This is a genomic window from Pseudarthrobacter sulfonivorans (assembly GCF_031454915.1).
Taxonomy (GTDB): Bacteria; Actinomycetota; Actinomycetes; order Actinomycetales; family Micrococcaceae; genus Arthrobacter; species Arthrobacter sulfonivorans_C.
Genome location: NZ_JAVDRS010000001.1, coordinates 612,500 through 636,955, shown reverse-complemented (window position 1 = coordinate 636,955; position 24,456 = coordinate 612,500). Strand labels below are relative to the sequence as shown.

Annotated in this window: 21 protein-coding genes and 1 other RNA gene; 5 read left to right on the top strand and 17 right to left on the bottom strand. The window is 63.0% G+C overall.

Annotated elements, in window-relative coordinates:
• Positions 1-3 precede the first annotated feature (3 nt).
• The 15 genes from J2808_RS02855 to galE all read right to left on the bottom strand — a co-directional run bounded on the left by J2808_RS02855 (position 4) and on the right by galE (position 12,598).
• Complete coding sequence (locus tag J2808_RS02855) at positions 4-984, bottom strand: S1C family serine protease (protein WP_309811284.1); 981 nt, start codon at positions 982-984, stop codon at positions 4-6.
• A 229-nt stretch (positions 985-1,213) separates the two neighbouring features.
• Positions 1,214-1,582, bottom strand: a transfer-messenger RNA (tmRNA) gene (gene ssrA, locus J2808_RS02850).
• A gap of 105 nt (positions 1,583-1,687) precedes the next feature.
• A complete protein-coding gene (smpB, locus tag J2808_RS02845) occupies positions 1,688-2,158 on the bottom strand; it encodes an SsrA-binding protein SmpB (protein ID WP_309811281.1) in 471 nt (156 codons plus the stop codon).
• A gap of 87 nt (positions 2,159-2,245) precedes the next feature.
• Positions 2,246-3,652 (bottom strand): peptidoglycan DD-metalloendopeptidase family protein, encoded by a 1,407-nt coding sequence (locus tag J2808_RS02840; protein ID WP_309811279.1) that lies wholly within the window; start codon positions 3,650-3,652, stop codon positions 2,246-2,248.
• 27 nt (positions 3,653-3,679) lie between these two features.
• Positions 3,680-4,594 carry a permease-like cell division protein FtsX gene (gene ftsX / locus J2808_RS02835; RefSeq protein WP_309811276.1) on the bottom strand — a complete coding sequence of 305 codons (915 nt, stop codon included), beginning with the start codon at positions 4,592-4,594 and terminating at the stop codon, positions 3,680-3,682.
• Entirely contained in the window at positions 4,591-5,382 is a 792-nt protein-coding gene (gene ftsE / locus J2808_RS02830) for a cell division ATP-binding protein FtsE (protein ID WP_309811273.1), read from the bottom strand. The genes ftsX and ftsE overlap by 4 nt, the downstream gene beginning before the upstream one ends.
• A 177-nt stretch (positions 5,383-5,559) precedes the next feature.
• Positions 5,560-6,675 (bottom strand): peptide chain release factor 2, encoded by a 1,116-nt coding sequence (gene prfB, locus J2808_RS02825; protein WP_309811271.1) that lies wholly within the window; start codon positions 6,673-6,675, stop codon positions 5,560-5,562.
• Positions 6,676-6,728: 53 nt separating this feature from the next.
• Entirely contained in the window at positions 6,729-7,142 is a 414-nt protein-coding gene (locus J2808_RS02820) for a pilus assembly protein TadG-related protein (RefSeq protein WP_309811267.1), read from the bottom strand.
• A gap of 38 nt (positions 7,143-7,180) precedes the next feature.
• Positions 7,181-7,684 (bottom strand): hypothetical protein, encoded by a 504-nt coding sequence (locus J2808_RS02815; protein WP_309811264.1) that lies wholly within the window; start codon positions 7,682-7,684, stop codon positions 7,181-7,183.
• The gene (locus J2808_RS02810) at positions 7,665-8,048 is read right to left on the bottom strand and encodes a TadE family protein (protein WP_309811261.1); all 384 of its coding nucleotides are present in this window, start codon (positions 8,046-8,048) and stop codon (positions 7,665-7,667) included. Before J2808_RS02810 ends, J2808_RS02815 begins: the two co-directional genes overlap by 20 nt.
• Positions 8,049-8,051: 3 nt before the next feature.
• On the bottom strand, positions 8,052-8,333 hold the full coding sequence (locus J2808_RS02805) for a hypothetical protein (RefSeq protein WP_309811259.1): 282 nt from the start codon (positions 8,331-8,333) through the stop codon (positions 8,052-8,054).
• 73 nt (positions 8,334-8,406) lie between these two features.
• The gene (locus J2808_RS02800; protein ID WP_309811258.1) at positions 8,407-9,348 is read right to left on the bottom strand and encodes a type II secretion system F family protein; all 942 of its coding nucleotides are present in this window, start codon (positions 9,346-9,348) and stop codon (positions 8,407-8,409) included.
• Complete coding sequence (locus tag J2808_RS02795; RefSeq protein ID WP_309811255.1) at positions 9,345-10,199, bottom strand: type II secretion system F family protein; 855 nt, start codon at positions 10,197-10,199, stop codon at positions 9,345-9,347. The genes J2808_RS02800 and J2808_RS02795 overlap by 4 nt, the downstream gene beginning before the upstream one ends.
• A complete protein-coding gene (locus tag J2808_RS02790) occupies positions 10,199-11,422 on the bottom strand; it encodes a CpaF family protein (RefSeq protein ID WP_309811253.1) in 1,224 nt (407 codons plus the stop codon). Before J2808_RS02790 ends, J2808_RS02795 begins: the two co-directional genes overlap by 1 nt.
• Positions 11,423-11,578: 156 nt before the next feature.
• The gene (gene galE, locus J2808_RS02785) at positions 11,579-12,598 is read right to left on the bottom strand and encodes a UDP-glucose 4-epimerase GalE (protein ID WP_309811251.1); all 1,020 of its coding nucleotides are present in this window, start codon (positions 12,596-12,598) and stop codon (positions 11,579-11,581) included.
• A 70-nt stretch (positions 12,599-12,668) separates the two neighbouring features.
• Between galE and J2808_RS02780 the strand changes: the two genes are divergently transcribed.
• Together J2808_RS02780 and J2808_RS02775 are read left to right on the top strand one after the other, a co-directional pair.
• Positions 12,669-14,843 carry an acyltransferase family protein gene (locus J2808_RS02780; protein ID WP_309811249.1) on the top strand — a complete coding sequence of 725 codons (2,175 nt, stop codon included), beginning with the start codon at positions 12,669-12,671 and terminating at the stop codon, positions 14,841-14,843.
• A gap of 223 nt (positions 14,844-15,066) precedes the next feature.
• Positions 15,067-18,408, top strand: a complete 3,342-nt coding sequence (locus J2808_RS02775) for a GH25 family lysozyme (RefSeq protein ID WP_309811246.1) — start codon at positions 15,067-15,069, stop codon at positions 18,406-18,408.
• A 147-nt stretch (positions 18,409-18,555) separates the two neighbouring features.
• On the opposite strand, the gene J2808_RS02770 is transcribed toward J2808_RS02775, so the two are convergent.
• Complete coding sequence (locus J2808_RS02770) at positions 18,556-19,647, bottom strand: glycosyltransferase (protein ID WP_309811243.1); 1,092 nt, start codon at positions 19,645-19,647, stop codon at positions 18,556-18,558.
• Between the two features lie 26 nt (positions 19,648-19,673).
• Here J2808_RS02770 and J2808_RS02765 point away from each other — a divergent pair, with 26 nt between their 5' ends.
• Positions 19,674-21,455: an ABC transporter ATP-binding protein gene (locus J2808_RS02765; protein ID WP_309811241.1), complete on the top strand. Its 1,782-nt coding sequence runs from the start codon at positions 19,674-19,676 to the stop codon at positions 21,453-21,455.
• On the opposite strand, the gene J2808_RS02760 is transcribed toward J2808_RS02765, so the two are convergent.
• A complete protein-coding gene (locus J2808_RS02760; protein ID WP_309811239.1) occupies positions 21,452-22,396 on the bottom strand; it encodes a glycosyltransferase in 945 nt (314 codons plus the stop codon). The genes J2808_RS02765 and J2808_RS02760 overlap by 4 nt on opposite strands.
• Positions 22,397-22,577: 181 nt before the next feature.
• Here J2808_RS02760 and J2808_RS02755 point away from each other — a divergent pair, with 181 nt between their 5' ends.
• Both J2808_RS02755 and J2808_RS02750 read left to right on the top strand, forming a co-directional pair.
• Positions 22,578-23,918: a glycosyltransferase gene (locus J2808_RS02755; RefSeq protein WP_309811237.1), complete on the top strand. Its 1,341-nt coding sequence runs from the start codon at positions 22,578-22,580 to the stop codon at positions 23,916-23,918.
• Positions 23,911-24,438 carry a hypothetical protein gene (locus tag J2808_RS02750; RefSeq protein WP_309811235.1) on the top strand — a complete coding sequence of 176 codons (528 nt, stop codon included), beginning with the start codon at positions 23,911-23,913 and terminating at the stop codon, positions 24,436-24,438. Before J2808_RS02755 ends, J2808_RS02750 begins: the two co-directional genes overlap by 8 nt.
• Positions 24,439-24,456: the final 18 nt, after the last annotated feature.

The window sequence follows — 24,456 nt, the reverse complement described above, 5'->3', positions numbered from 1 at the left end:
CAGTTATCCGTTTGCTGCCATTTCTTCCGGTAGTGCCACAAGATCCAGTTCCTTGCCGTCCCGCAGCACCCTGATCGGCAGCGGCTGGCCGATCGCGTCGGCGAACAGCAGCTTCTGAAGGCTTTCGGCGTTGCTGACGGGGCGGCTTCCGGCTGTCAGGATGAAGTCACCCGCCTGAAGGCCGGCCCGGTCCGCGGGTGATCCCGCGAGCACTTCCACTACCCTCAGTCCGTCCCGTTGACCGGTCCTGATCACCGCACTGGCGCCGAGCCTGCTGGGAGTGCTGACAACACCGAGGTACGCCCGCCTGACCCGGCCGTCCTTCAGCAGCGCGGAGATGATCCGCCGTGTTGTGGCGTTGATGGGTACAGCCAGGCCAAGCCCGGCGCCGGCCACGGCGGTGTTGATTCCCACGATCCTTCCGTGCGAATCGGCCAGGGCGCCGCCGGAGCTGCCGGCATTGAGGGCAGCATCGGTCTGGATGACGTCCTCGATCACCCGCCGGTTACTGCCTTGCCACACGGGAATGGCCCGGCCCAAGCCACTGACCACACCCGCTGTGACCGAACCCGCCAGTCCGAGCGGATTTCCCACGGCGATGACCAACTGGCCCACGCGCAAGGTCTCGGCATCGCCGAACTGAGCCGGCGCAACTCTTGGTGCCCTCCCGCGAACCACGGCAAGGTCGGACAACGGATCCACTCCCACCAATTCAAGGTCGGTCCGGCTGCCGTCGGCAAAGGCGGCATGGCCCTGGTGCGTGCCCGCCACCACGTGCGAATTCGTCAGGAGATAACCGTCTTCGGTGAAAAGCACCGCGGAGCCGGCACCCACGCGGAACCGGCCGTTCCGCCGGTTGCTGGTCATCTCAATGGCTGCAACGTGCGGCGTGACCGCCTCAGCCACGCGCATCACTGTTGCCGAATACGAGTCCAGCGCACCGTCGTCGTACTCTTCTGCATGGGGTCTACGGGCCGATTCCATGGCGCACCTCCTGGCTGCCTTGTATGACTCCGGCTTCCAGACATCAGCGCTGCGCCGGATCCTATTGTGGACAACCACGGCATGGCGGCGGGTAGTCCCGCACCGGCTACGCCGTCGGTGAACAGCGGCTTACGACGGCTGCGGGCCGGATGGTATGCCGCCGGCCTTAAATACCAGAAGACCCGGACACGAGGTCCGGGTCTTCTGGTAATGTCTTGCGACATTCAAAATGTGGAGATGGGGGGAATTGAACCCCCGTCCGATGTCGTGTTGTCAGGGCTTCTCCGGGCGCAGTTTGCGTCGGATTTTCTCGGCCCCAGCCATGCTGCAAACAGCTGGCTGATCCGGGCCCAGTCATCTAAGAGTCCCGTTTACCCCGATGACGGAGGTAAACAGCAGTGGCTATCTAAATGACGCCAGGATCCGGGGCAATAGCAACCTCGGGCTGACGGACTGTCTTACTGCTTAGGCAGCGAGAGCGAAGTCAGTGCGTTTTGATTCGGCACTTATTGGTTTGCAGACAGCGTTTACGAGATAATTCTGCATCCTCGGCCCGCTTCACCTGTCGCGACTAACATCGTCGAAACCGATCATCCCCGTATTTTGTTATCAAACCGACTGGGCGGTGCAAGCACCAATCCCTGCCGGACTATTCATCATAACGCATGTCCGGCAGAAATCATTCCTACCGGCGGCATGCACGCTAGCGGCGGTTGCGTTCCCGGATCTCGCGCAGCGCTTCCCGGTTGTCCTGCTGTTCGCGCAGGGTCTGTCGCTTGTCGTATTCGCGCTTACCGCGGGCGACGCCGATTTCCACCTTGGCCCGTCCGTCGACGAAGTACAGCTGCAGCGGGACGATGGTGAAGCCGGACTCCCTGACCTTGTGGGAGATCTTGATGAGCTCCTCGCGGTGCAGCAGCAGCTTGCGCCTGCGGCGGGCGGCGTGGTTGGTCCAGCTGCCCTGGTTGTACTCCGGGATGTGGATGCCTTCCATCCACAACTCGTCGTTGTAGAAGGTGCAGAATCCGTCCACCATGGACGCGTGCCCCTCGCGCAGAGATTTTACTTCGGTGCCCATCAGGGCAATGCCGGCCTCGTAGGTGTCCAGCACGTGGTAGTCATGCCGGGCCTTGCGGTTGGTGGCCACCACTTTACGGCCACTTTCTTTGGGCACGGTGGAACTCCTCAGTTCTTGGATCCTGGTTGGCTCCGGCCGGTCCGGCGCGGAGTCATACCAGTGTACGGCAGGCGCGGACCGGCGTTACAGCAGCTGCATCGGGTCGACGGCAGCACCGTTGAGCCAGGTTTCAAAGTGTGCGTGGCAGCCCGTTGAGTTGCCGGTGTTGCCGGAGTAGGCAATGAGCTGGCCCTGCGATACCTGCTGGCCGTTGGAGACCACCACGCTGCTGTTGTGGTAAACGATCGTTGTCAGGGAATTGCCCTGGACCACTCCATGGGACAGCTTCACGCGCCAGCCGCCGCCGTCGGCGGAACTCCAGCCTGTGGAGAAGACCTCGCCGGCCGCCGCCGCATAGACGGGGGTGCCGCAGGCGGCTCCAAAGTCGATGCCGGTGTGGACGTAGCCACCCTGACCGTAGAAATCGATGGTTCCCGGCGGGGTGGAGCGCCAGCCGAAGCCGGAGGTGATGGGCACGCCACCCGAGAACGGGTGCCGCAAGCCAAAGGCCGACGGCGATCCGGTCACCGGAGCGTAAGGCTTAGCGGCCTGGCCCTGCGCGCGGGCAGCGGCGGCAGCTGCCGCCGCGATGCGGCGCTGTTCCGCCTCCCAGGCTTCTCGAAGCCTGCGGTCGCGTTCGGCAATTTCGTTGGCAACGGCGTTCTGGCTGGCCTCAACGGCCGCCAACTGACTCTGGATACCGGGTTTGGCCGCCTGGAGCTCGGCGTCGAGGCGGGTGGTATCGGCGATCAGCTTGTCAACCTGCGCCTTCTTTGCAGCAGCCTCGTCGCGGGCAGCTTTCTCCTTTTCCAGGGCGGCGTCTGCCTTGGCCTTGAGGTCCCTGATCTCCGCCTCGACGGCTTCGAGCCGGGCCTGGGAATTCACGTTGGTGGCACTTTGCTGTGACAGCTTGTCCATGGCGGCGTTCTGGCTCCGCATGGCCTGGTCCGCAAGGTCCATGGTCTCTGTGAGGCTGCCGCCGTTGTTGGCACCGAAAAACAGTGTCAGGTTCGAGGGTACGCCGCCGGACTTGTAGGCCTGCGTGGCGATCTGGCCGATCAGCTTCTTGGTGTCGGCGATTTTTTGCTTATCGGCCTCAAGCTGCTGGGTGATTTTGGCTTTGTTCTGCTGCGCAAGATCTACCCGCGCGGTCAGTGCTTCCACTTCCTTGACGGCACTGGCGACACGTCCCTGAGCTTCCAGGAGCGCCTGCTGGGCACCGGGCAACTGCCCCTGGTAGATCACCAGGTCACCGGCTGCCTTCGCGATGCGGGAGTCCACGAACTCGAGGGACTGCTGCACGCGGGCAGCTTCGGCTTCGAGGGCGGCGCGTTTGTCTTCGAGTTCATCAGCGTGCGCCACCGGGGCAGACGCGCCCAGGCTTGCGGCAAGAAGCAGCGCCAGGACGCCGCTGAGTATGCCAGTTCGGCGGCGTGCAGGTGCCAGGCTTTCGGCCCGGTGTCGGGGCGCAGTTCGGTGCAATGCGTTCATCAGGATTCCTTGTTCGGTTTGCACAGCCTAGACCTTCAAATATCTGCGTAAGGTCAAGAGAGACGAAATTCCTGCCAAGGATGCGCCAAGGATTAGCAGGGCCGGTGTCAGGATCAGCGTCTGTCCGGGCGAGATGAACGCCGTGTCCGGATACTGCTTGGAGAGGAACTCGCCGAGGAAGAAATGCGCCACAGCCCACAGGGTTCCGGAGGCCAGTGCCGCGCCGATCACAGCGGCGATCACACCCTCGAGGATGAACGGCAGCTGGATGACCATCTTGGACGCACCCACCAGGCGCATGATCCCTGTCTCGCGGCGGCGGCTGAACGCCGACAACCGGATGGTGGTGGCGATCAGGAGGATGGCGCAGACAATCATGACACCGGCGATGCTGACAGCCACGAGGGACGCCGCGTTCATGGCAGAGAACAGCCGCTCCAGCAGTTGGCGTTGGTCAATGACCGTTTCCACGCCGGGCTGGGAGGAGAACGTCTCGCTGATGATCTGGTATTTCTCCGGATCCTTCATGTTGATTCGAAAGGATGCGGGGAGCTGGTCAGGCGTGACTGAATCGACGATCGGAGAGTTGGAGAACTGGTCCTTGAAGTGGTTGTAGGCCTCTTCCTTGGACTCGAACTGGAAATCGTTGACGTATTGGGCCACTGCCGGTGACTCCAGCAGGGCCTGCAGGTTGTCCTGTTGCTCCGGGGTGACCGGCCCTGTGGCGCAACCGGCCGCCGTCGACCCGTCACTGCAAAGGAAAACGGCCACCTGGACTTTGTCGTACCAGAAGCCCTTCATCTGGTTGATCTGGAGCTGCAACATGCCTGCGGCACCTACAAAGGTCAGGGACACAAAGGTGACCAGGATGACCGAGACCACCATGGAGACGTTGCGGCGCAGGCCGCTGCCGATCTCACCGAGGATAAACGCGAGCCTCATCGCTGTTCCTCCCCTGGACCGTGCTGGCGGTCCCCCGGCGTGGGCGGTTCCTCATCCCGGCCGCTGGCGTCCTTTAGACGGCGTGACTGGCCGACCACCGGAATCATGGAGGTGTACAGCGCCTTGGCTTCGTCGCGGATGACGATGCCGTTCTTGAGTTCCACCACACGTTTGCGCATCTCGTTGACGATGTCGTCGTCATGTGTGGCCATAACCACCGTGGTGCCGTTTTGGTTGATCTTGTCCAGCACGCCCATGATGCCCATCGAGGTAGTGGGGTCAAGGTTGCCGGTGGGTTCGTCGGCGAGGAGGATGCCAGGTCGGTTGACCACCGCGCGGGCGATGGCCACACGCTGCTGCTCGCCGCCGGAGAGTTCGTGGGGAAGGCGGTTTTCCTTGCCTTCCAGGCCAACGGTCTTGAGGACTTCGGGCACGGTGTCACGGATGACGCTGCGGCTCTTGCCGATGACCTGCATCGCAAAGGCAACGTTGGCGAACACGTTCTTCTGCGGAAGGAGCCGGAAGTCCTGGAAGACTACGCCGATTCCGCGGCGCAGCCTCGGCACCCGCCAGCTGGATATCTTGGCGACGTTCTGGCCGGCCACGTAGACCGCACCCGAAGAGGCCCGGTCTTCCTTAAGGACCAGCCGCAGGAATGTGGACTTTCCGGATCCGGAAGCGCCCACGAGGAAGGCGAACTCACCACGGTCAATCTCAAGGCTGATATCGTCCAGCGCAGGCTTGGCCGTCTGGTCGTAAACCTTGGTGACATTTTCGAATCGGATCATGGCCCTAATTACCCTGCAGGGCACTACTGATGCAGCCCAGATCTGCAGCCGGCGCACGGGCATTCGTTTGGGGAATTAGGAGCCCCGGCTCCTCGACTATACGCAGTCTTTTGGCCGGTTTTCGGGGGCAACGGGGGTGTGTCGCAGGATCAGGCCTACCTGGTAGGCCCTGCGGTGTTACTTCTCTGCGTTGCGGTTGTCAGTCCGCCAGCGAATCCCCGCGTCGATGAAGTCGTCAATCTCGCCGTCAAACACCGCAGAGGTGTTGCCCACCTCGTGTTCGGTGCGGAGGTCCTTGACCATCTGGTAGGGGTTCAGGACATAGGAGCGCATCTGGTCGCCCCAGGACGCCTTCACGTCACCGGCGAACGCCTTTTTCTCGGCGTCCTCCTGCTCCTTCTTCAGCAGAAGGAGGCGGGACTGCAGAACGCGCATGGCGGCGGCCCGGTTCTGGAGCTGTGACTTTTCGTTCTGCATGGACACTACGGTGCCGGTGGGGATGTGCGTGAGGCGCACCGCGGAGTCCGTGGTGTTAACGGACTGACCGCCCGGGCCGGACGATCGGAAGACGTCCACACGGATCTCGTTATCCGGAATGTCGATGGAGTCCGTGGACTCGATAAGCGGAATGACCTCTACGGCTGCGAAGGACGTCTGGCGGCGGCCCTGGTTATCAAAGGGGCTGATCCGCACCAGCCGGTGCGTGCCAGCCTCAACGCTCAAGGTGCCGAAGGCATAGGGAGCCTTGACTTCGAACGTTGCAGACTTGAGACCCGCTTCTTCGGCATAGGACGTGTCCATCACCGTGGTGGGGTAACCGTGGCGCTCTGCCCAGCGAAGGTACATGCGCATGAGCATTTCTGCGAAGTCTGCGGCATCCACACCGCCCGCTCCGGCACGGATGGACACCACGGCTTCACGCTCGTCGTACTCACCAGACAGCAGCGTGACCACTTCCAGTTCCTTCAGCGACTTCCGGATCGACTCAAGTTCGGTGGCCGCCTCGCCCATGGAGTCGGCGTCGTCCTCGTCCTGGCCGAGTTCCACCAGAACTTCCAGGTCGTCGATCCGCGACACAAGCTTGTTCAGCCGCTCAAGCTCGGACTGGCGGTGCGAGAGCCGGGAGGTGATCTTCTGGGCCGCGGCGGGATCATCCCACAGGTCCGGTTCGCCCGCGCGCTCGCTTAGTTCGGCGATGTCTTCCTTCAAAGCCTCGACATCACTGACTCGCTCGATGGAGTGGTACGTGGCGCGAAGGGCGCGGATTTCTGCGGAAAAATCAATATTGGCCATGGTTGTTTAAGCCTACGCTATCCGGCCCGAGGCCCGGACTCTCCCGCTCCCGGTCAGCGAGTCAGACGTGAACGGGCGGTGGATGCTGCTTCGATCCGGATGCCGTCAGGCACCAGGAAGTTCACCACCGGCGGGTGGACCACCGTGCTGAGGACAACGACGGCGGTGGATCCGTCCGGGCTGCCCGTCGCGCCTGTCACGGCCAACCCGTCGAATCGGGTCGACGACGGGCTCCTGGCCAGGAAATCCGCCGCAACGTTCCTGACGCGCTCGGAGCCGAGGGTAGTGGAGGGGCGCCCGCTCTCCCCCGCAACCTCACCCAGGGTGTAGCTGTCAGCGGCGGCGAGCGAGGCGCCGTCGGCCAGGGACAGCAGCCGTTTGTGCTCAAGATGGACGCTTGAGATGCCAATGACCACGGTGACCACCAGCAGGGCCAGCAGCACGTAGCCGACAATCATCACGGTCATCTGACCATCTTCTGCTGCCTGCCCGGGGCGTTCGGCGCTCACCTGAACCTGCCGACCAGTTGAGTGGATGATGCCTCAACTTCGGTGGCCCGAAGCCTGAAGTCATCGTTGAAGGGAACGAAGGGCAGCGGCACGGAGAGTTGCACGGTGACGGTGACGGCCGTTCCGGCGGCTTGGCAGTCGGCAGGATCGCAGCGTGTGGAGACGCGGGCGGCGCTGGCTTCGTGGCCAAAATCCGCGAGTGCGATAACGGCCGCCTGCTCGGCGGCGGCCAGGGCAGACTCGGCATCCGGCTGCGCAACGAAGACTTTCGCGGCCTGGTCTGCGGCGCCCACCACGGCAAAAGAGCCGCCCTGGATCTGGCCCACAGTGATGATGAAGTACACAAGCGGGATCATCAGCAGCAGCGCCAGGAAGGTGAACTCGACGACGGCGCTCCCCTCTTCCCGGCGCTCCGCGGAGAGGGCCTTCCTGAACCTTTCGCTGAGTCGGATCCGAACCTTGAAACGGGCCCGAAGGGTGTCACGGCTGGATGGCCGCATGTCCCTTCACCTCCAGCAGGTCCCGTGGGCCGATCAGTCCGATCACGGGCAAGGGCGCTTTGATGGTCACTTCGAGGGTGCGCAGGCCCTGGAACGTCACTTCGGCGGTGCTGATGTCCTGCGCGAACTCGGCGTTGAGTGCAGCACCAATCAGGGTCCTTGCCCGTTCCTCAGCATCCGATGTTCCCCGGTCGGCGAGTGTTCCATAGCGTGCGCCGGAGGCGGCAGCATCAATGAGCGTATTGCGGACGTGCAGGACCAGGGTGAGCTGGATGATGGCCAGGAAGAACATGGTAAGCAGCCCGCCCACCATGACAAAGTCCACCACCGCGGAGCCTCGTTCCTCCCTGTGCCAGCCTGGCATATCCTATTTTCCGACCTTGTCCATGGCCTGGTTGAACATCGTTTCGAGAGCAGGGCCTGCCAGGGCGAGCAATGCCGCCACGAGGACCGCGGACATCAAAGTGATCATCACCCAACCCGGCACGTCACCCCGTTCCGGGTGGTCCTGAATTGGACTATCGGAACCTTCCTGGCTGTGTCCGCTTCCCGTGTGTCCGCTTCCCGATGCAGAAGCTACGGTCCATGCCCACAGGCCAGCCAGCAAGGCAAGGAGCAGCACTCTGCTCGAAATTCCCAAGTTCTTCATTTCGTCCCATTCAGTGAGTAATGCGGGTGGTCGATGGTTGCAGGTGGATCTTTCAGTTGAGCGATGGTCATGGCTACAGTCCAAGACTGATGGCCGCGATGCCGGGGAACACCGCAAACACCACTGTTAAAGGAAGGACACCAAAGACCAAGGGAACCATCATGGCGATTTCTTTCTTGCCCGCCGACTCCATCAGGTCCCGTTTTGCGGTGTCCCGGACGTCCTGGGCCTGAGCCCTGAGGACGTCCGCCAGAGGTGTGCCGCGTTCGACTGCGACGATGATGCCGTCAACGAATCGTACGAGCGGTCCAAGATCGGTCCGGGCGGAAAACTCCTGGAGCGCTTCCACAAGAGGTTTGCCTGCCCGGGTTTCAGCGAGGATCTTGGAAAATTCCTTGGCCAGCTCGCCGTTGGCGCTGCGGCAGACCCGGTCCAGTGCGCCGGTGGCACTTTCGCCGGCGCCAACGGCAAGTGCCATCAGCTCCGCAAGGCTGGGAAATTCAGCCGTCATCCTGGACTCCCGTTTGCTGATCTGGACGCCCAGCCAGAAGTCGCGGAAGAGAAATCCGCCGAGGGCGCTTCCCAGCACCGCCACAACTGCGAGGAACGGAGTGAAACGGCCGGCCGCTGCGCTCAGAATGACGAGCGCCAGTGACAGGGCGAATCCCGCGGCAGCCCAGAGCAGTTGCTCGGCCCTGAAATCCACTGGTGATTTGTTGACCCCGGCCTGCACCAGCCGGCGGGTCAGCGCCTTCGATCCAAGGTTAAGCCTGCCGAGGGCGGTGAGGCCGTCGTGAAGCAGCGGACGCACAATCCGTTCCAGCGGTCCGAAGGGCGTGGCATTCTGCCCGCTGGCACGAAGCAGCCGGGATTCCAGGTTTTGCGATTTCAGCTGCGGCTCGATGCGCTCGGCGAAGGTGAGGGGCCGCATGAACGGCAACCTGACGAACAGCAGCCACAGGCCAACGCCGAGAACGATGCCGCAAACAACTGCCGCTGCGGAGATGCCGTTCATCGCAGCACCCTCTCCTCCTGGGGAAGGGCGCCGATGCGCAGCATGATGGAGTAGCAGATGAGCGAGACCACCAGACCGCCCAGGAGGACGCCAGCCCCCATGGGCGTGTTGTACGCATCCACGGCCTCGGGCCGGGTGGCCAGAAGGAGCATCACAATCCAGGGAGCGGCAACCGCCAGGCGGGCGGCGTTGACCGTCCAGGACTGCCGGGCCTCAAGTTCACTGCGGGTGCGCGCGTTTTCACGGAGGAACTCCGCGAGCGTGCCAAGGAGCTTGCCCAGGTCCGAGCCGCCCACCTCGCGGGTCAGTCTCAGCGCCTCAACGATCCTGTCTGCAACCGGATCCGCCAGCCGCTCCTTGAGCCTGTTGAGCGACGCATCAAACTGGCCGCCGGCCCGGTAGTCAGCACCGAAGTCGCGGAAGACATGCCTGAGCTCCTCCGGGCCCTTCTCCCCCAGCTGGATCAAAGCCTCAGGCAAAGAAAGCCCGGCACGGATGGCGGAGCGCAGATGATCAACAACATCCGGCCAGAGTTGGCGCAACACAGCCGTCCTTCGGTTTGCCCGCCAACGGACAATACTCACGGGGAGCCAGGCGCCGAACAGTCCGAAGCAAAGGGACATGGGCCATGACCGGCTGACCACAAAGAAGACAAGGACCACAAACATGCCCAGTCCCAGGCACGAGGCAACCAGGCCGGTCGCCGTGACCTTTTCGATTCCGGCCGAGGCGAGCAAGTCCTCGATGCGGCTCACCCGCGGACGGCGCTTCCGCGCTGCGGGCTTCTCCCAGAAAGACCACCAGATGAGGAAGAGCCCGGTTCCGGCGAGTACCCCGAACAGCGGGGCCATCAGCGCGGCTCCAGGAGCGTAGCGACGTCGTACCCTGAGCGGGAAAACTTTTCCGCCGCCGGCATGGAGTTTGCCCGCGGCTTCAGCTGGCCATCCGCCATCGCGAAAACCATGGACGACTCTATGATGCCGTTCTCGACGCGGCGGCCAAGGGAGAGGATTTCGGTGACTTGCCGGCGTCCGTTGAGTTGCCGGCTGCAGTGGACCACCAGGTCGATGCAGGACGCCACCGTGGGCACAACAAACGCCGAGGAAATGTTTTCGCCGGCCAGCAATGGCAGCGTGCATATCTTGGTCACCGCGTCGCGCGCAGAGTTGGCGTGGACGGTACACATCCCGGGAAGGCCACTATTTAAGGCGATCAGCATGTCGAGGCTTTCGGCTTCCCTGACTTCTCCCACCACCAGGCGGTCCGGGCGCATCCGCAGCGCTTCCTTAACAAGGCGCCGCAGGGGAATCTCGCCCTCTCCCTCAAGGTTGGGCTGCCGGCATTGGAGCCCAACGACGTCCCTCAGTGGAAGCTGCAGTTCGAAGATTTCCTCAACCGTGATGACCCGTTCGCGGCTGCCGATACTCGCAGCAAGGCAGTTGAGCATTGTGGTCTTGCCCGCCTGTGTGGCTCCTGAGACGAGGATGTTCAGTCCGCTGGCCACGGCCGCACCGAGGAACCGGGCGGACTGCGGAGTCAGCGTGCCCAACTCGACCAGATGCTCAAGCCTGCTGGCCTTCACCACGAACTTCCGGATATTCACCGCCCAGTGCCGGCGGGTGACGTCCGGGATGACCACATGGAGCCTGGAGCCGTCAGGCAAGGCGGCGTCAACGAAGGGTGATGACATGTCCAGGCGTCGGCCCGAACTCTTCAGCATGCGCTCCACCAGATCGCGCACCTGCTGGTCAGTGAGGCTGAGGGACGTCAGCTCTGATTCACCGTTCCGCGCAACATAAATTTCGTTGGGCGCATTGATCCAGACCTCCTCGATGGAGGGGTCGTCCAACAGCGGCTGGAGTACGCCGAATCCGGCAACAGCATCAAAGACAAACCTCCGCGCGGCCTCCAGCGGACCAATCGGAGGCAGCGGCCCCATCAAGGCTCGCTCGTCATAGTCGCTGACAGCCGCCTCCACCAGGCGGCGGACCTCACCGGCCTGACGTAGCGGATCCAGACCGCGACGGCGGATCAGCTCGCGGACTTCATCTTCCACGATGCGCACGGCATCCATAAGTTCCCCAATACAACTGCCGCCCCCGGCGGAGGCAGTTCAACTTGGATACAGCCTAGGGAGAGTACAGCATGCCGCCAAGTCAAATGCGGCGGGTTGTGGATAACGTTGCAGTCGCTTCCCGGCTAAGACCGGGGCATTGACTTGCCGCTGGCTTTATTCGGCTTGTTTGTAGCCCATTGGATTCGAATCCTGCCAACGCCAGTGATCCTGGCACATCTGACGCAGGTCACGCCGGGCGGCCCAACTCAGATCGGCCAAAGCCGCGGACGGATCAGCGTAGCTGACCGCAGCGTCCCCCGGGCGCCGACCTCCAATCTCGTAAGGGATGGGCCGGCCGACGACGGCGCCAAAAGCCTCGATGACTTCCAAGACGGACGACCCCTTACCGGTGCCGAGATTCCAGCGGTACACGCCCTTCTTATCCGCGAGGTAACCAAGCGCAGCAAGATGGCCGGCTGCCAAATCCATGACATGGATGTAGTCGCGAACACCGGTACCGTCGGCTGTCGGGTAGTCGTTGCCGAACACCATGACCTTTTCCCGGCGACCCACGGCGACTTGAGCCACAAACGGCAGCAGGTTATTGGGAATGCCACTGGGATCTTCGCCGATCAGGCCAGACTCGTGCGCTCCCACCGGGTTGAAGTAACGGAGCAAAGCGATGCTCCAGCTCGGATCGGCGGCACCCAGGTCAGAGAGGATGTCCTCGATCTGTTCCTTGGTTCGGCCATAGGGGTTGGTGGCGTCCAAAGGCGCCTTTTCGATGAGTGGCACTTCTTCGGACGCGCCGTAAACGGTGGCCGAGGAGCTAAACACCAGCTGGCGGACACCATGCACATCCATACTGTGCAGCAGGTTCAGAGTTCCCACAACGTTGTTCTGGTAGTACATGAGCGGCTTTTCGACTGACTCCCCCACGGCTTTCAAGCCGGCGAAGTGGATGACGGCTTCAAATCCGCCCTCGGCGAGGAGCTCGTCGACGGCGGCAGCATCAAGAAGGTCAAGTTTCTTGAACTCAACGGTCTTGCCGGTTAGCTGCTCCACCCTGCGGAGCGATTCAGGGCTTGAGTTCATCAAATTATCGAGGACAACCACTTCGTGTCCTTCTTCGAGGAGACAAAGTGTGGTGTGCGATCCGATGTAGCCGGCGCCGCCGGTGACCAGTACTTTCATGGCCATATTCTAGCCTCGGATTTTCCGAGGACTTCAAGGAGCGGGTCAGCGGAGCAACGCGAACTGTTGAATGCAGGGGCATCTCTTGATCGAGTCTTGGGCAAGCAACGGTAAAATGCCCGAAGTGTTACCAACAACTGCTTCCGACACACGCTCGAGGGCATCTCGCAGGACAGGGTCCTCTGGAGGTGCCGCTCAATTCCGGCCCGAGATCCAGGGTCTGCGCGCAGTGGCCGTAATGGCGGTCGTTGTCTACCACTTTTGGCCGACGCACTTGAGCGGTGGCTACGTCGGCGTGGACGTCTTTTTTGTCATATCCGGTTTTCTGATCACTTCCCACATGTTCCGCGAGGTGCAGAAGACTGGCCGGCTTTCACTCGTGAAATTCTGGGCGAGACGGATCCGTCGATTGCTGCCGGCGTCGATCTTTGTCCTGCTCATCACGCTAACGGGAGTCTTCCTGTGGGTGCCGCCGACCCTGTGGGAGACAACAGCGCGGCAGGTCGCCGCCAGTGGTTTATACGTACAGAACTGGGCGTTGGCATCCGACGCTGTCGACTATTCGGCTCAGCACAACGATGCCACCGCAGTGCAGCACTTCTGGTCACTTTCTGTTGAAGAGCAGTTTTACGTCTTCTGGCCCCTGATTCTGCTTGGCCTGCTCTACGGGGCCTCGCGCCTTACGAAGTATTTCCCCGACAGCCCATGGGCATCCCCCCGCGTGGCCATGATCGCAGGACTGTCCTTCGTAGGTGCTGCCTCCTTTGCCTGGTCAATCGTTTCAACGGCCCAAGACCCCTCGGTGGCCTATTTCGCCACGCCCACCCGCGTCTGGGAATTTGCCGGTGGCGCACTGTTGGCACTCACCCTCGGCGAGCGGCAACTCAAAGGCATTCCTGGAAACGTGCTGGCATGGCTTGGGCTCGGGCTCGTGGCATTCTCCGCCCTTTACTACACATCTGCCACTCCCTTCCCGGGCTGGACAGCCGCGGTTCCCGTTGCCGGCACCATGCTGGTCATTGCCGGTGCCGGCAGCACAGGGCTTACCGGCCCCCGCCATTGGCTGTCCCGCACGCCCGCCACATTCCTTGGCGACGTCTCCTACGGGATTTATCTCTGGCACTGGCCGCTGCTTGCCATCTGTCCCTTCGCATTCGGCCAGCCTTTGGAGACTGCCGGCAAAGTCGGCCTGTTTCTGGCCGGCATCGGCCTTGCCTGGGTCACCAAGGTCCTGATCGAGGATCCGCTCCGCACGGGGGCGATTTTGCGTTCGAACCTTCGGACCTACCTGATTGGCGCCGGCGCCATGGCCACCATCGTGGGCCTGAGTTTTGCCCTGGCAGCCCTCGCGTACGCCGGCGAGGGTGTTTCAACCAGCGCGCGGTCCCAGCCCTGCTACGGCCCCGGTGCCCTCAACGCGGCCAATAAGTGCGGATCCGTCGCCGGACAGGACGCCCCGGCACCGGGACCGGCGCTGGTTGCGAAACAGAACACTGAGCCTCTGTATCGGGGCTGCCAGGCCGGGATCACGGCACCTGAAGTCGTCAGCTGTGACCTCGGCGTCAGCGCCGGACAGGCCACCGCCACCGTGGCCATTGTCGGCGACTCCCATGCGACGGCATGGTTTCCTGCCATGGACGAGTTGGCTGCCGCCCGGAAATGGCACGTGAAGACCTACACGAAGAGTTCCTGCCCAGCCACGACAGCCCGCCGAATACTTCCGTCCGAAAAAAACGAGGACGGCCAGCGCAGTTGCCTGGCATGGAACCAAAAGGTGAACGACGCACTCACGGCCGACAGGAGCATTTCCACAGTTTTCACTGCCGCGTATTCCACCGCCTACTCATTCGCTTCTCCGGAGGGCCGCACACTGCAGGATCCCGCCGTCGACGGCTTTGAGGACGCTTGGCGTGGATGGATGGCAGCAGGCAAACGCGTCGTGGCCTTCGATGACGCACCCAGGACCAATGGACAGTCGGTGCCTACCTGCCTGGCGAAGAATTCCGGGAATGCGCTGGCTTGTGCGCTGCCGCGCTCAAAGGCCTATCCGGGCAACACGGCCATCGGCCGGGCCGGGGCGGCCATGGTCCCCGAAGGCGTCAAGCAAGTGAGCCTGCGCGAGCAGTTCTGCGACCAGAAGCTGTGCTATCCGGTAGTTGGCTCGGTGATTGTCTTCCGGGACAACTCACACATCAGCGCCGAGTACTCGAGGGCTCTCGTGCCCTACATTTCGAGGCAGCTTTGAGGATGGCAGTGCCTCTTCACGCCATGAACGATCCACGCAAATCGCGTCATGCCCTGGGAAACATGAGTAACACTGGCAACTCTGGTCTCACAGGCGTTCCGGTGCTATGGTTTCGGCGTCAAGATCAATCGAATTGACGTATCGGTTTCCGTCTCGCGGACGACCGGTCAAGGTGAACTAGGTAGCGTGTTTTGCGGAGCACGTTAACGCTCCGGAGAGACACATGAAGCCGAAACCGACCCTGTCAATACGACGCACTTCGGTGCTCAAAACCCTTGCAACCGTTGTCGTCACAGCAGTCGCGGCGCTCGGCCTGCCGGCCCACGCCGGCGCCCTCGAATCGGAGCCGTCAGCGTCGCCAAGCGCCACCGCCACGCCAGCGGCTGACCAGGACCCCGCAGCCGGCAGCGTGGCAACGGCTGAAGCCACACCAGCACTGAGTCCGGTTGAGACAGCAGCGACCGACCCTGTCCCTAAGACTGTCGACATGGACGCGCTTAACGCCGCCATCGGCGCGAACGGCGGCCATATGGGCCAAGGTCTCAAAACGCGGCTGGCCGCCTCCCCCCGCTCTGAAGGGACTGTCATCCCCGAAGCACTGCAGACGGAAAACACCTGGCAAGCCCCGGGCGTCCAGGGCCTGGACGTCAGCAGCCACCAGCCGACTGTTAATTGGCCACAGCAGTACTCAATGGGCGCCCGTTTCGCGTACGTCAAGGCCTCCGAGGGCGTCAGTTACCGCAGCCCCACCTTCGCTTCGCAGTATTCCGGTGCCCAGAGCGTTGGGCTCATGCGCGGCGCCTACCACTTCGCGCTGCCCAGTATCTCAACCGGAGCTACCCAAGCGGATTACTTCGTCAACAGTGGCGGCGGCTGGAGTCCCGACGGAAAAACTTTGCCGCCGCTGCTGGACATCGAATACAACCCCTACAGCACCCTCGGCAACACCTGCTACAACATGAGTCCCACCGCCATGGTCAGCTGGATCAAGGATTTCTCCAACCGTGTGCTGTCCAGGACCGGCCGCCTGCCCATGATCTACACCACCACAGACTGGTGGTCCCAGTGCACAGGCAACTCGGGGGCGTTCGGACACCAGCCCCTGCACCTGGCCTCCTACTCGACGTATGTCGGCAACATGCCGAACGGTTGGGGAACCTACAGCGTCTGGCAGTACAGCAGCAAGGGCCCCTTCGCCGGCGACTCCAACGCCTGGAATGGCAGCTACGCCTCTCTGCAGAAGTTCGCTTCCACCGCTGATGGGACGATTCCGCGGCCCTCGATCATGTCCACCGGCGACGCCGTCGCGGCCGATGCCAACGGTGCCCTCTGGGACTATCCGGCCACCGGGACAGGCACCTTCGGTGCCCGAAAGCAGATCGGCCAAGGATGGACGGGGCTGCGCTCGATCAACGTGATTGACTGGAACGCCGACGGCGTCCTTGACCTGGTGGCCCAGTGGACAACCGGCCGGGTCGCTGTCTACCTCGGCGTCGCCGCCGGAGGCTTCTCGACAGGGCCCGTCCTCGCCTCGTCCGGTTGGGGCGGCTACCAGCTCACCATCGGCTACTGGCTCAGCGGAAGCCCATACCCACAGATCCTCACCAGGGACGACGGCGGCAACCTTTCTTTCTGGCGCAACAGCTCCGGCGGTGGACTGGGAACAGCCAGCATTATCGGTGTCGGCTGGTCCAACCTGAACCTGACCATGATCGACTTCGATGGCGACGGAAACGAGGACATCCTCGCCCAGGACCCAGCCGGGACCCTCCGCCAGTATCGCTCGAACGGTGCAGGAGCATTCATTTCCGAAACGCGCCCAGCCGTCGGTTCCGGCTGGAACCAGATAACCAGCATGACGGTCACTTTCGCTTTCAAGGGCTATGCCGCGACCGGCATCATGGCCCGAACGAAAGACGGCACCCTGAAATACTTCCCGGTGCCGGGCAACTCCACCTGGGGTGCAAGTTCCGTCATCGGCACTGGATGGGGCGCATTCCTCATCGCCGGAGGAGAAACCGTCAACACTGCTCCGACGACGGAACCAACTCCAGAGCCCGTCAACCCATCCATTAAGGCCGCATCGGATGTGGTCAGCGTCGACCCCGCCGGCAACCTCTTCCGACGCCAGGCAGGTACCGGCACGCTGGGTGCCCCGGTCCAGATCGGGACCGGATTCACGGGCCTGGCTTCCGTCCACGTCGTGGACTGGAATGCGGACGACGTGCAGGACCTGGCTTTGCTGAACACCGCCGGTGAACTCAGCATCCGCATCGGTTTGAAGGCTGGCGGGTTCGCTGCCCCGGTGCTGCTGCTCTCCGCAATGACCGGTGCGGACATAACGTTCGGGCCTTGGCTCAAGGGCTCTAAGTACCCCGGCCTGATCGTCCGGCGGCCGGACGCGGTCGTAGCCTTCTACGCCAATACGTCCGGCGGAACGGTCAGTGCCCCAGCGACCATTGGAAAGGGCTTTGTCCGCATGGATGTCACCATGCTGGACGTCGACAGCGACGGCAGCCAGGACCTCATCGCTGTGGACAACGTAGGCCAAATGAAGATTTTCCGCTCCAACGGTGCGGGCACATTCATCAGCGAGGCCCGCCCCCAGGTAGGCAGCGGCTGGAACGCAATGAACAGCATCAGTCCCGCCCATGGCTTCGCCGCGGCAGGCTCCACCGGCCTAGTCGCCCGCGACACCACCGGCAACCTCAGCTACTACCCCTTGGCCAAGGGTGTTTTGGGGGCCAAAAAGGCCGTGGCTACTGGCTGGGCTAACGCCTTGATCGCCGGCAGCGCCACCATCACCCGGCAGCAACCCATCACCAGCCAGTCCGACGTTCTGCGGGTGGATACCGCAGGCAAGCTATGGACGCATCCCGCCAGCGGAACCGGTGGCCTGACCGCGCCCTACCAGATCGGCAGCGGCTGGTCCGGCGCTAAGACCCTCCACGTCCTCGATTGGAACAAAGATGGCGTGCCCGATGTGCTGGCACAATGGACCTCGGGTGCGCTCAACGTGTATCTCGGCTCCAAGGCAGGCGGATTCACCGGGCCCATCAGCCTCGCCAGCACTGGCTTCGCCCAGACCACCTTCGTTACCGGCCGCTGGGTGACAGGCAGCGCGTATCCCGGGCTCGTCGGTTACGGCAGCAACGGCGAGCTGAGCTTCTGGGCCAACGCATCCGGTACTGCGCTCAGCGCTCCGGTCCGGATCGGCACTGGCTGGAATGGCATGAAGCTGGCCATGGTCGACTTCGATACTGACGGACACCAGGATCTTCTTGCCGTTGCCGGCACGGGCTCCATGAAGCTGTACCGGTCCACCGGCGCCAACAAGTTCGTCCCGGAGACCCGGAAAGTCGTCGGCACCGGCTGGCAGACCTTCCGGCAGTTCTCGGCGACCGCAGGATTTGCGGGGGCTGCAGGAAATGGAGTGCTTGCCCTGCAGACCACTGGGCAGCTGCGGTACTACTCGGTGGCGTCCACTGGCGCCTGGGGCCCGGTATCAACCGCGGGAACGGTCGGTTCAGCGTCGCTCGTTTCGCTGTCTTCCGCTGCTGGCTAAGGCCCGACAGCAAGAAGAAGGCGGTTGCCCATGCCTTGGGGAACCGCCTTCTTCGTAAGACCGGGTATGTGCTGCTTTGGAACTATCCAAAAGCCTGCCAGTTGCCGCTATGCGGATTGGGCACGCGGTCCCCACTCCCGGCTGGGATCAGAGCCGGGGCACGACGCTGCGATAGATGGCGGCCAGTTTCGCCACTGCCGCGTCCGGACTGTGGTGCCGTTCAACCCATCCCCGGGCATTGGCCCGGGCCGAGACAGCCAAAGGATCCTCCAAGGCGCGAAGAACCTGGGCTGCCAGGCCTTCAGGTCCGTCGCCTTGGAGGGTCGGAGCGTCAGTGTAATAACCAGCTTCAAGATTCATGACCATGGGAATCCCCATGGCCATGGCCTGAAGTTCACTAACACCCAAGATTCCGGAGGACTGACCCACGACGCAGTGCGCTCCCGCCATCCACTTGAGGTAAACGGCCTTGGGCATCTTAGGGACAAGCGTGATTCCCAAGGCCCGGGCTTCCTCGACGCGATGCCCCCAGTCAAGGCCCTCCAGAGCTACGCGACCCTGCGTAGCTTCGCGGATGGCCGCGGCAACCTCGAGTTGCTCGGTGGCGTTTTTGGAATCATCCCAGCGTGAAGCGAAAACTACTCGGGGACGACCTTCCGGAACCCATAGCGGCAGTTCCTCCATATCTACGGGTGTTGGCAGATACACCGCGTCCGGACGCACAGGTTCTGCGTGCTGCCTCAGGTCGGGAGTGGCATAAACCACAGCGGCGGCATGATCAGCGCCCCATTGGATGTTGGGACGGCCTTGCGGGGTGTAATACGTCGTCCGGATGTCCGTGCCGTGCCAGTGCATCACAAACGGGATCGTCGGCCGGCTGTTGGCAACGCCGGCCCTGGTGCCGAAGTGGACGTGCATCACGTCAGCCCGCAACGCTTCAATAGTCCTGCGGATGCGCCAGGAGGTGCTTTCGAATTTTGCCTGCACCGGGCCCGAGGGAACGGCGCCTCCCATGCCAGGCGCGAGGGCAGGACGATGCCACCACTTGTAGCCCGCACGCTTCCCGTACCCCACTAACGTCTTCCCGACGTCGGCGCAATCGAAGAAATGAACAACGGCGGGTTCCTCGGGTGTTTTCCTCACAACGGCAACCCTAACACCGCGCTTTTGCGCGCTTGCGGCCGTCGAAACCGTGCGCAGGGCAGCTTCCGCAGGCGCCCCGGGATACGCGGCCGCCATGCATTCTCAAGTAACCTGATCCATGTATGAAAAATCTACTGACAGTCCTGCGGCCGTTACTCTCCACTCTTCCGGCCGGGAGCAGGCGATTCCTGCTGAGCTACGGCATCGCCAGCGCTTGCCTTGCCGTCCTGGACATGCTGGCTCTGGGAATGATCGCCCTGCTGTTGCCGTCCTTGGTCTCCAACAGCCCTGTCATCCTCCCCGTCCTCGGTAACGTCTCCGAGCAGGTAGTGCCGATACTCGTAGGCGTTTGTACGCTCATAGTGCTGAAGGGTGCTTTGGCCGTCCTGCTGCTGAGGGTCGCCACGCGCCGCTTCGCCCAGCACGAAGTCGCCATCGGCGACCGCCTGTTTGCTTCCTACCTCGCCTCCCCTTGGGAAGACCGGCTCAAGAAGAACTCCAGCGAGCTCATCAGAATGGTCGACGTCGGTGTTGGTATCACCGTTTCGGGCGTGCTGATCCCGGCGATGACCCTTTTCGGGGAATTCGGCACGCTCCTCGCCGTCATTGTTGTGCTTTTTGTCGCCGAACCGCTCATTGCAGTAGTCACGCTGACCTACCTCGGGCTGATCGCTTTTCTCCTGGCTCGTGTCATCTCGCCGCGGTCGGTCAACGCAGGCCGCGAAAACCGCCACTGGTCAGGACGCACCGTGGTGATGCTCACCGAAGCGATGAACGCCCTCAAGGAACTCACGCTTGCGGGCCGGGCAGGCGACGTGCAGGAAAGGGTGCACTCCACCCGGGTCCGCAGTTCCGCGGCGCGCGCACAGTCAATCTTCCTGGGGCAGGTCCCCCGCTACGTCCTTGAGGCCGCCCTGATCGTCGGCTTTGCACTCGTAGGCGGAGTCGGGCTGGCTACGGGAGGTCCGGCCGGAGCCATCAGCGCCATCGGCTTGTTCGCCGTTGCCGGCTTCCGGCTGGTTCCGTCCTTGACCAGGCTTCAGGCAGTTCAGTCACAGGCGAATTCGAGCGCCTCCTTTGCCCATCAGGTGATGCGCGATATTGCGAGCGGAGAGAAGTTGCTGGCTGCCAACGCCGCTGAGCGTCCGCAACGCGAGCTCGGCCCCGGCAAAACAGACATCGTGCTCCACGACGTATCGTTCCACTACCCCAATGCGGACAGCCCTGCCCTCGACGGGGTCACCATGCGGATCCCGGCAGGCTCACACGTCGCGGTCGTCGGCTCGTCCGGCGCGGGAAAGTCCACACTTGTGGACATTCTCCTGGGACTGCTCGAACCGAGCGGTGGCCACATCGAAGTCGCAGGCCAGAACATGCATTTCGTGCTGGACGACTGGCGTAAACGAATCGGCTACGTTCCGCAGGAGGTGTCCCTGTTCGACGCAACGGTCGGGCAGAACGTGGCACTGACCTGGAACCCAGCCAATGTGGAACCGGACAAAGTTGTGGTCGCCTTGCGCCGCGCCCAACTCCTGGAAACGGTCTTGGGCAGGGAGGGCGGCATAGACGCCATGGTGGCAGAACGCGGGCTTGCCCTCTCCGGTGGCCAGCGGCAGCGCCTCGGCATTGCGCGCGCCCTCTACAACGAGCCCAATGTGCTGGTTATGGATGAGGCCACAAGCGCCCTGGACACAAGTACTGAGGCGGCGGTCACCCAGGCAATCCACGAGCTGCACGGCGAGGTGACCGTGATTACGGTGGCACACCGACTCGCCACCATCAGGGACGCCGACATCGTATTTTTCATGCGGGACGGCCGGGTCGTGGCCCACGGCTCCTTCGACGAAGTCGTGCGCAGCGTCCCGGACTTCGCCGTCCAGGCATCGCTGGCGGGCCTCAGTTAGTCCGCCCGTCCCTCCCGGAGGGAAATAGCCGCATAAGACGACGACAGCAGCCGAACAATTTTGGTCGGGTCATGATGCTCGGTAATCCACGAAAGCGCCCCGAGACGGGCGGCCGTGGTGGCTGCGTCCTTCGCCGCCGCCACGATGGCATCCACCTGCTCGTTGACGGTGTCTGTCCCGATCACCGGAACGACGCCCGGATAGAGCCCCGGCCTGAGGTTCGCTGCAGTGGGCACACCGATGCCGATGGCTTGCAGCTCACTCATACCGAGCAGCCCGGTGGACTGCCCGACAACAGTATGGGCTTGCGCCAGCCAGCCCAGATAAGCCGTCTTGCCCATGGTGGGGATCAACTCAACGCCTAGTTCTGAAGCACGGGCGGCGTTTTCTCCCCAATCCAGCCCCTGCAGGCGTACTCCTGTGCCGGCGAGTGCCCGCGATAGTTTGGCCGCCAGCTCGAGCTGCTCTGCGCCGCCCTTGGCGGCCCCCCACCGAGAGGCGAAGGCCACACGCGGCTCCGCCGACGGTGCCCAGGCAGGGAGCTCGGCAAGGTCCACCGGATTCGGCACATACACGGCATCTGGCCGGGCTTCGAGTGCATACTCCGCCAAGTCCGGGGTTGCATAGAACACGGCCTGGGCAGTGTCAGCACCCCACTGAATCTTCGCCCGCTGCCGGGGGTCCTGATAGAACTCCCGGATATCGGTGCCGTGGAAATGCACGACGAACGGCCGCTTGGGCCACCGAGTGGCAATGTCCACGCGCGTCCCGAAGTGAATGTGCAGGAGGTCCGCCGGAAGGGTCAAGTACCATCTTTTCGCTGTCCAGCCACCGACCCCACGCAACCTGTTGAGGCGTCCCGGCAGGTCGTTGCCATCGCGGGATGCGTCGCGAGCGGGCAGGTAGCTCCACGGCTTGCCTTGGGCAAGAGCTGTTCGCACGAGCGTGGAACCTACATCCGCACAGTCGAAAACGTGAACTACCCGCGGATCCCCGCCTCTTCTTGCCATGTCTAGAACCTAGCAGACAGGCCGCGGCCCGCGGCGGGAGCCGGTGAGGAGGGCGCGGGCCGGCCACCGCAGGACGGTACAGTTGTAACGTCAGAACATCGGAAGGAAGCCCTTGATTTCACCGAAACGCCCGCATTTGCTGTATGTTGCCTGGGGTTTCCCTCCCTCTCGGGGAGCGGGTGTTTACCGCGCACTGGCGACAGCGAACGCATTCGTGGACGCTGGCTGGAAGGTCACGGTGCTGACGGCGACCCGGGAGGTATTCGAGTACCAGACAGGCACCGACACCGACCTTGAGCTGAAGGTGGATCCGCGCCTGAACATTGTCCGCGCACCATTCAGCTGGGTGCGCGGCGAGCCGGACCTCGCGAAGTGGTCCCGGACAAGGATCGCCTCCAACCTGCTGTGGTCTTACGCACGGGCGAAGTCTGATCGCCTCGCCTTCCCGGAGCCCGTCTATGGTGGCTGGAAGAAGGCGCTCCTCAAGGAGACCGACCGCATCCATAGTGCCGATCCGGTCGACCTCGTCATAGGGACCGCCAACCCGAACGTGGACTTTGTGCCGGGGTGGCATCTGCACAAGACTGCGGGCGTCCCCTATGTGATGGACTACCGCGATACGTGGCACCTGAATGTTTACACTGACACGTTTGTCGGCTCCCGGTTCAGCCGCTCCGCCAGGCTTGAAAAAAAGCTCCTTGCCTCCGCGGCGGAAGTCTGGTTCGTGAACGCTCCTATCCGCGACTGGCACGCGCAGTCCTACGCGCCAGGTTCCGAGCGCTTCCGTGTGGTGGCGAACGCCTTCGATCCGGAATTCGCCCAGGCCTTCGCCGGCATCTCCAAACCGGAGCGTTCCGACGCTTCCGGCCTCGTGTTCGGTTATCTGGGGACCATCTACGGGCCTATGCCGCTGCGCGAATCGCTTGAGGGCTGGCGTATCGCGCGCACCCGGTCCAAACTCGTCCGTAACTCCAGGTTTGAGATCCATGGCCGGCTTGGCCACTACGCCGAGCCGGATCCCACCATACTGGCGCTCCTTAAGGAGTATGCCGACGACGGCGTCAGCTATGAAGGCCCGGTTAGCAAAACTGCCGTGGCCGACAAGTACAAAGGCTTTGACGCGCTCATGCTCATCCTTGGCAGAAGCAAGTACGTGACCAGCGGCAAAGTCTTCGAGTATGCCGCCAGCGGCCTACCCATTGCTTCCCTGCACCACCCGGAGACCGCCTGTACAACTATCCTCGACGGCCACCAGGATTGGTTCCCGGTACCGGACCTTTCGCCGGAAAGCATCGCTGAAACCATCCTCAAGACGGCCCAAAGGGCAGGGGACATGACCCCGGCTGACTACGCACGGAATCAGGCGTGGGCGGACCACCTTTCCCGGGACAAACAGTTGCAGCCCCGCATCAGTCACCTGACCGAACTCGTAGCGGAGGCCAGCCATGGATAAGCCCCTGAACGTCGTTGTACTCATCGGATCACGTTCCGTGCCCGAGCAACTGTTCCGATCGGCCCTGGGTGACGACTCGCCGCACTCGGCACTCGGCCGGGCCTCGGGGCGTGACGTCAAAGTGTCGCTCCTGTCTTGGCTGCCATCGACCGCGCAACTGGACATGGCGTCATCCCACGTGGTCTCACCCCGCCGAACCCCGCTCCTGGATCGGGTGCTCGCTGCCTTGCCGTTGGAGCGCCTTGAGTCACTGCTGCGGACCTCACCACCCGGCCGGCTGCTGCTGTCACTGGGCCCCACGGATCCGTCGCGGGTGTACTGGAGGTCAGTGCGCGCTGACCCCTCCGCCGTGGCGATGCTGGCCTCTGCTGACGTTCTCTTGGCGGCAGACCTGCCGGCTGTTCGGACAGCCTGGCATTTTCTGCGTGCAGGGAAGGTGCCCGCTGCCTATTTCGGCCTGCAGGCAGCTGAGAAGGTCTTTGCCGCCAGGTTTGGGGACTCCCGGCCGCTGGGCGGATAAGCGGCTGCGGGCCCGGCG